The sequence below is a fragment of the Streptomyces sp. NPDC006743 genome, assembly GCF_040703815.1.
Lineage (GTDB): Bacteria > Actinomycetota > Actinomycetes > Streptomycetales > Streptomycetaceae > Streptomyces.
This window is the reverse complement of sequence record NZ_JBEYJA010000115.1, coordinates 1-6,335: the sequence shown is the minus strand read 5'-3', so window position 1 is coordinate 6,335 and position 6,335 is coordinate 1. Positions and strand designations below refer to the sequence as shown.

The 6,335-nt window shown below is 71.5% G+C and carries 5 protein-coding genes; all 5 read left to right on the top strand.

Annotated elements, in window-relative coordinates; genetic code table 11:
- Window positions 1-110 precede the first annotated feature (110 nt).
- The 5 genes from ABZ719_RS36965 (at window position 111) to ABZ719_RS36945 (ending at window position 6,292) form a co-directional block, all read left to right on the top strand.
- Window positions 111-521, top strand: coding sequence for a hypothetical protein (locus tag ABZ719_RS36965; protein WP_366729554.1), 411 nt, complete (start codon window positions 111-113; stop codon window positions 519-521).
- The gene (locus ABZ719_RS36960; RefSeq protein WP_366729553.1) at window positions 518-1,450 is read left to right on the top strand and encodes a sugar ABC transporter permease; all 933 of its coding nucleotides are present in this window, start codon (window positions 518-520) and stop codon (window positions 1,448-1,450) included. Before ABZ719_RS36965 ends, ABZ719_RS36960 begins: the two co-directional genes overlap by 4 nt.
- A 2-nt stretch (window positions 1,451-1,452) precedes the next feature.
- Window positions 1,453-2,421, top strand: a complete 969-nt coding sequence (locus tag ABZ719_RS36955) for a carbohydrate ABC transporter permease (RefSeq protein WP_366729552.1) — start codon at window positions 1,453-1,455, stop codon at window positions 2,419-2,421.
- A gap of 50 nt (window positions 2,422-2,471) precedes the next feature.
- Window positions 2,472-4,562, top strand: coding sequence for a sugar-binding domain-containing protein (locus ABZ719_RS36950; protein ID WP_366729551.1), 2,091 nt, complete (start codon window positions 2,472-2,474; stop codon window positions 4,560-4,562).
- 65 nt (window positions 4,563-4,627) lie between these two features.
- Entirely contained in the window at window positions 4,628-6,292 is a 1,665-nt protein-coding gene (locus ABZ719_RS36945) for a ricin-type beta-trefoil lectin domain protein (RefSeq protein ID WP_366729550.1), read from the top strand.
- The last annotated feature ends 43 nt before the right edge of the window (window positions 6,293-6,335 follow it).

The following is a 6,335-nucleotide window of genomic DNA, read 5'->3' as shown; positions in this document are numbered from 1 at the left end:
GATCATCGCCGACGAACCCACCAAGGGCCTGGCGCCCAAGGTCGTCACCGAGGTCGCCCAGGTGCGCCCCCCTGCCGGCCTGGACACCGGGCGGGGCGCGCAGCGGCGCCATGGGCGGCAGCAGCTTCATCATCCCGGCCAAGGCCAAGAACCCCGAACTCGCCTGGCTGCTCTATGAGTTCCTGTGCTTCAAGGAGCCCGGCTACAGCGCGGTCTACGGCCCCAGCGACATCTACCCCGGCGGACTGACCACCTCCGTGCCCAGCTACACACCCGCCCTGCGGGCCGACAAGCCGCTGATCAAGCCGGTGGCCGCGCTCGGCGGCCAGGACCTGTGGAAGGTCGCCGTGGACGCCGCCGCCACCATCCCGGCCGCCGCGCCCATCCCGGCCTGGTGGAACAAGTCGGTCGACTACCTCGGCGACAACCTCCAGCGGCTGATGGAGGGCAAGATGTCACCCGACGACGTCATCGACGACTCCACGAAGAAGATCCAGCGCAACCTGGTGGACCGCGCATGACGCCCACGATCCTCACCCCCGCCCGCCGGGAGCGGCGGGCCACGGCGCCGCCGCGCCCCGGCCGCACCCGCCGCAGGCCCTTCCTGGCGCCCTACCTGTTCGTCGCCCCGTTCTACGTCGTCTTCGCCGCCTTCGGCCTCTACCCGCTCGTCTTCGCACTCCAGTTGAGCTTCACCGACTGGAAGGGCGCGGGCGCGGCGCGCTTCATCGGGCTGGAGAACTACACCTACCTGCTCACCAGCGAGGAGTTCTGGTCCTCACTGGGCAACAGCGCGGTGATGTGGCTGCTGATCGTGCCCGTCCAGATCGTCGGCGGTCTGGCCGCCGCGGTGCTGCTGGCCAACGCCAGGCTGCGGCTGCGCGGCATGTTCCGCGTCGCGTTCATCGCGCCGTTCGTCACCCCGCTGGTGGCGATGGCCCAGGTCTGGATCGTGGCCTTCGACAAGGACTACGGCCTCGTCAACCACCTGCTGGCCCTGGTCGGCCTGCCCGACGTCGACTGGCTCCAGTCCACCGCCTGGGCCAAACCGACGCTCGCCCTGCTGTTCCTGTGGAAGACCACCGGCTTCGCGATCATCATCCTGCTCGCCGGGCTCCAGGCCGTGCCCTCCGACGTGTACGAGGCCGCCGCCCTCGACGGCGCCTCCCGCACCCGGCAGTTCTGGTCGCTGACCCTGCCCCTGGTGCGGCGCAGCATCGCCTTCCTCGTCGTGGTGCAGACCCTCGCCGTGTTCCAGATGTTCGCCGAGCCCCACGTGGTCACCCAGGGCGGCCCGTACGGCTCGACCACGACCGGCGGCCTGTACCTCTACAACCACATCACGACGTCCGACCTCGGGACCGGCGCCGCGAACTCCTTCCTGCTGGTACTGCTGGTGTTCGCCCTGTCCCTGCTGTCCGTGCGTCTCCTGCGCTCCCGGGACGAGTGACCATGACCAGCCAGACAGTGACCGCGACCGGCCGGAGCGGGAAACCCGGGAACGACCGGAACGCCAAGAATCCCAAGTACGCCAAGAACGGCGACGGCGCCGGGGGCGAGCCGCGCAAGAGCCTTTCCCGGCCCCGGCCCAGCGCCTTCCAGTACGTCGTCCTCGGCGTCCTGGCCGTGGTGTTCGTCTACCCCATCTTCTGGGCCGTCAGCTCCTCGCTGAAGCCGCCGGCCGAGATCGTCAGCGACCCGCTGAGCTTCTCCCTCGGCTCCCTGACCCTCGACAACTACCGGGCCATGTTCGCCGACGTGCCCATCGGCACCGGCTTCCTCAACACCGTGCTGGTCGTGGCCGTCAAGGGCGCCATGACGATGTTCTTCTGCCCGCTGGCCGGCTACGCCTTCGCCAAGTACCGCTTCCCCGGCAAGGACCTGCTCTTCGGCGTGCTGATGCTCACCCTGATGCTGCCGACGCTGGTGCTGATCATCCCGCTGCTGCTGGAGATGAGCCAGCTCGGCTGGGTCAACACCTACCAGGCGCTCATCCTGCCCGGCAGCATCGACGCCTTCAGCATCTTCTGGATGCGGCAGACCATCGCCGCCGTCCCCGACGAACTCCTGGACGCCGGACGGGTCGACGGCGCGAGCGAGTTCGGCGTCTTCGCCAGGATCGTGGCGCCCGTCATCCGGCCCGGCATCGCCGCCCTCGGCGTGCTCACCGCCATGAACATCTACAACGACTTCGTGTGGCCGGTCGTCGCCGTCAACGACGAGCGGCACCAGACGCTCCAGGTCGTCCTGTCCACCCTCGCGCAGAACGTCACCGGCAACCGCGTCGGCGCCGACTTCGCGACCGTCTGGGGCGAACTCCTCGCCGCCGGCAGCATCGCGATGCTGCCCGTGCTCGTCGTCTTCGTCCTGCTGCAACGCCACTTCATCAACGGGATCCTCGCGGGCAGCGTCAAGGGCTGACCACCTCGCCGCCCCCCGAACCCGCACACCGATCGGAGCACACCCACCCCATGCCCACCGCCGGCATCCCCCGCCCCGAGTACCCCCGCCCCCACTTCGACCGCTCCCACGCCTGGCTCGGCCTCAACGGCACCTGGGACTTCCGCGCCGATCCCGACGCACGGCACGGCGCCGGCTCGGGCGACGGCTACGACCAGCGGATCACCGTGCCCTTCGCCTGGGAGACCCCCGCCTCGGGCATCGAGGCGCACTGGCTGCCCACCGCCTGGTACCGGCGCACGTTCACCGTGCCGGCCGACTGGGCCGGGCAGCGCGTCGTCCTGCACTTCGGCGCCGTCCACCACGAGGCCACGGTCTGGGTGAACGGCACCGAGGTCGCCCGTCACGAAGGCGGCTACACCCCCTTCTCCGCCGACGTGAGCGACGCCCTCGTCGACGGGGAGCAACTGCTCACCGTGCGCGTCCACGCCCCCGCCGACAAGCGGGACATCGCCCATGGCAAGCAGCGCAGCATGCCCCGCACCGACTACGACGGCGTCTGCTTCACCCCGTCCTCCGGCATCTGGCAGAGCGTCTGGCTGGAGGCCCGCCCCGCCACCCACCTCGCCTCTCTGCGGCTGCGCCCGAACCCCGGTCTGAGCGGCATCAGCGTCGAGGCCGCCGTGCACGGCCCGGCCGCCGCCGGGGCGACGCTGGAACTGCGCGTGCGCGGCGAGGCCGCCGCCGTGACGGCGACCGCCGGCCCCGACGGGCTGATCCGCACCGAACTCCCGCTCGCCGCCCCGCGCCTGTGGTCCCCCGAGGACCCGCACCTCTACCACGTCGACGCCGAACTGACCTCCGCGGACGGCACCGACCGGGTCGCCTCCTACACCGGCCTGCGCACCATCACCGTCGACGGCGAGAACCTGTACCTCAACGGGCGCAGGCTCTTCCTGCGGGGCGTCCTCGACCAGGGCTACTGGCCGCGCACCGGCATCACCGCCCCCGACGACTCGGCACTGCGCGACGACCTCCGGCTCGCCGCCGAGGCCGGCTACAACCTCGTACGCAAGCACCTCAAGCTGGAGGACCCCCGCTTCGTCCACCACGCCGACACCCTCGGCATGCTGGTGTGGGCCGAACCCGCCTCCGCGGGACGCTTCTCACCGGCCTCCGTCACCGCGTTCGCCGAGCAGATCGAGCCGATGGTCGAACGCGACGGCAACAGCCCCGCCATCGTCGTCTGGGGCCTGTACAACGAGGAATGGGGCCTGGACTGGGACATCCCCGGCGACCCGGCCAAGCAGCGGGCCACCGCCGACGCCTACGACAGGCTCAAGGCCCTCGACCCCACCCGGCCGGTCGTCGACAACTCCGGCTGGACCCACGTCAGGACGGACCTGCTCGACTGGCACTACTACGACGAGAGCGCCGCCTCCTGGGCCACCACCGTCGCCGACCTCCTCTCCGGCGCGCGCGACGACTTCCCCGTCAAGCTCGGCCCCGACCACGTCGTCCACAAGAAGCTCGCCGTCCCCACCCAGCCGCTGCGCGGCCTGCCCAACCTCAACAGCGAGTACGGCGGCGGCTTCACCGGCCTGGAGCGCGCCTGGCACCTGCGCTGGCAGACCCAGGAACTGCGCCGCCACGACCGGCTCGCGGGCTACGTCTACACGGAGCTGTACGACATCGAGCACGAGAGCGCGGGCCTGTGGGACTTCCAGCGCGCCGCCAAGGACCTGGCCGGCGTCGACCCGGCGCACGTCAACGCGCCGACCACGCTCGTCCTGGACGTCACCCCGGTCGCACCCGGCCGCGACCTGCTCACCGCGGTGCCCGACTTCACGGTGGACCTGCGCGTCTCCCACCACGGGAGCGACCCGGTCGAAGGCGCCGTGCACACCGCCTGGACGCCGGTGTACGCACCGGCCCCCCAGGATCCGGGCGGCGCCGTGCCCGGCTGCCGCGCGTTGGCGAAGCCGTACGTCCTCGGCGCACCCGTCACCGTGCCCGCCGCCCTGCCCGAGGGCTGGACCAGCGGCCGGCTGCACCTGGCGCTGGTCGTGGACGGCACCGTCGCCGCCCGCACCGCCGTCGACGTGGACACCCGCACCGAGCCGCACATCGGCGACGACCCGGCCGCCGGAACACACGGCTGACCGGGCCCGGCCGGCACCACCCGGCACCACCCCCACCATCCGGCACCACTGAAAGGAGTCGATCCGTGCGTACGCAGTCACCCGGACGCAGATCACCCGCCCTGCTCGGGGTCCTCGCCCTGCTCGGGGCGCTGCTGTCCCTGTGGGCGCAGCCCGCCTCGGCCACCCCCGCCGGCCAGGTACTGGCCTCGCCCGACCTGGCGGCACACCCGCAGGGCGACGACAGCTACCCGCGCGCCGTCCGCCTCGACCACGACGGCTCGTCCGGCCGGACCATGCTGGCCACCTACGCCCAGCGCAACCAGGGCTCCGTCAACGTGCTGCCCATCCACCGCAGCACCGACGGCGGCCGCACCTGGAGCGCCGCGCCCATCTCCACGATCACCTCGCACACCGCCGGATGGGACATCGAGGCACCCGTCCTGTACGAGGTACCGCGCACCGCGAACGGCCTGAACCAGGGCGACCTGCTCGCCGCCGGCACCGCCTGGAAGGCCGGCGACTACACCACGCAGAAGATCGAGGTCTTCAAGAGCACCGACCACGGACAGAGCTGGCAGTACCTGTCCGACTGCACGCGCACCAGCGGCCTGCCGGACACCATCGGGCACGGCATCTGGGAGCCCTGGTTCCTGCTCGCCCCGAACAACACGCTGGCCTGCTTCATCTCCGACGAGCGGCCCGCGAACAGCCCCACCAACAACCAGGTCATCGGGCACTACACGTCCACCGACGGCGGACACACCTGGAGCGGCGCCCTCACCCAGGACGTCGCCTTCCCCGCGGACAACCTCGCCCGCCCCGGCATGTCCGTCGTCGTCCCGCTGCTGAACGGGACGTTCATGATGGCGTACGAGATGTGCCGGGACGCCACCGACGCCGACCACGCCTGCGAGGTGTACACCAAGACCAGCCCCGACGGCCTGAACTGGGCACCGGCCGACAACCCGGGAACCCTGGTGCGGACCGCCGACGGGCGGGAACTGCTGCACACCCCCTACCTGGCCTGGACCCCGGGCGGCGGCCCGCAGGGCACCCTGCTCCTTTCCGGGCAGCGCGTCGTCACCGGGCCCACCGGGAACAAGGCCGTGATGGCCGAGTCGGGCACCGTGGTGTTCGCCAACACCCGGCTGGGCGCGGGGGAGTGGACCGAGGTCGAGGCCCCGGTGCTGACCGCACCGACGGGCGGCTACAACAGCGGTGAACCGTCCTGCCCCGGCTACAGCTCACCGATCGTCCCGGGCGCCGACGGCAGTTCCTTCCTCTACCTCAGCGCCACCTGGCTCGGCACCGGCAACCAGTGCCAGGTCCGCTTCGGCACCGGTGCGCTCGGCGGCCCGGTGGGGCAGGTCACGACGCCGTGGACGGCGGGCAAGTGCCTCGACGTCGACACCAACACCAACGGCAACGGCAAGGCCGCCCAGCTGTGGGACTGCAACACGGCCACCGGCCAGCGCTGGTCCGTCGCCCCTGACGGCACCCTGCGCGCGTTCGGCAAGTGCCTGGACATCGACGCCAACGCCACCGCCAACTTCAGCAAGGTGCAGCTGTGGGACTGCGCCCCGGGTGTCGGCGGCCAGCAGTGGCGCCACCAGCCCGACGGCTCGCTGCTGAACCCGCAGTCCGGCCGCTGCCTGGACATCCCGTCCGGTGGCACCGCCAACGGCACGAAGCTGCAGATCTACGACTGCAACGGGCTCGGCACCCAGAAGTGGAACCTGCCCGCGTAGCAGGTCACTCGACGGCCGCGGCCAGGACGCCGGCCGGCCGGTC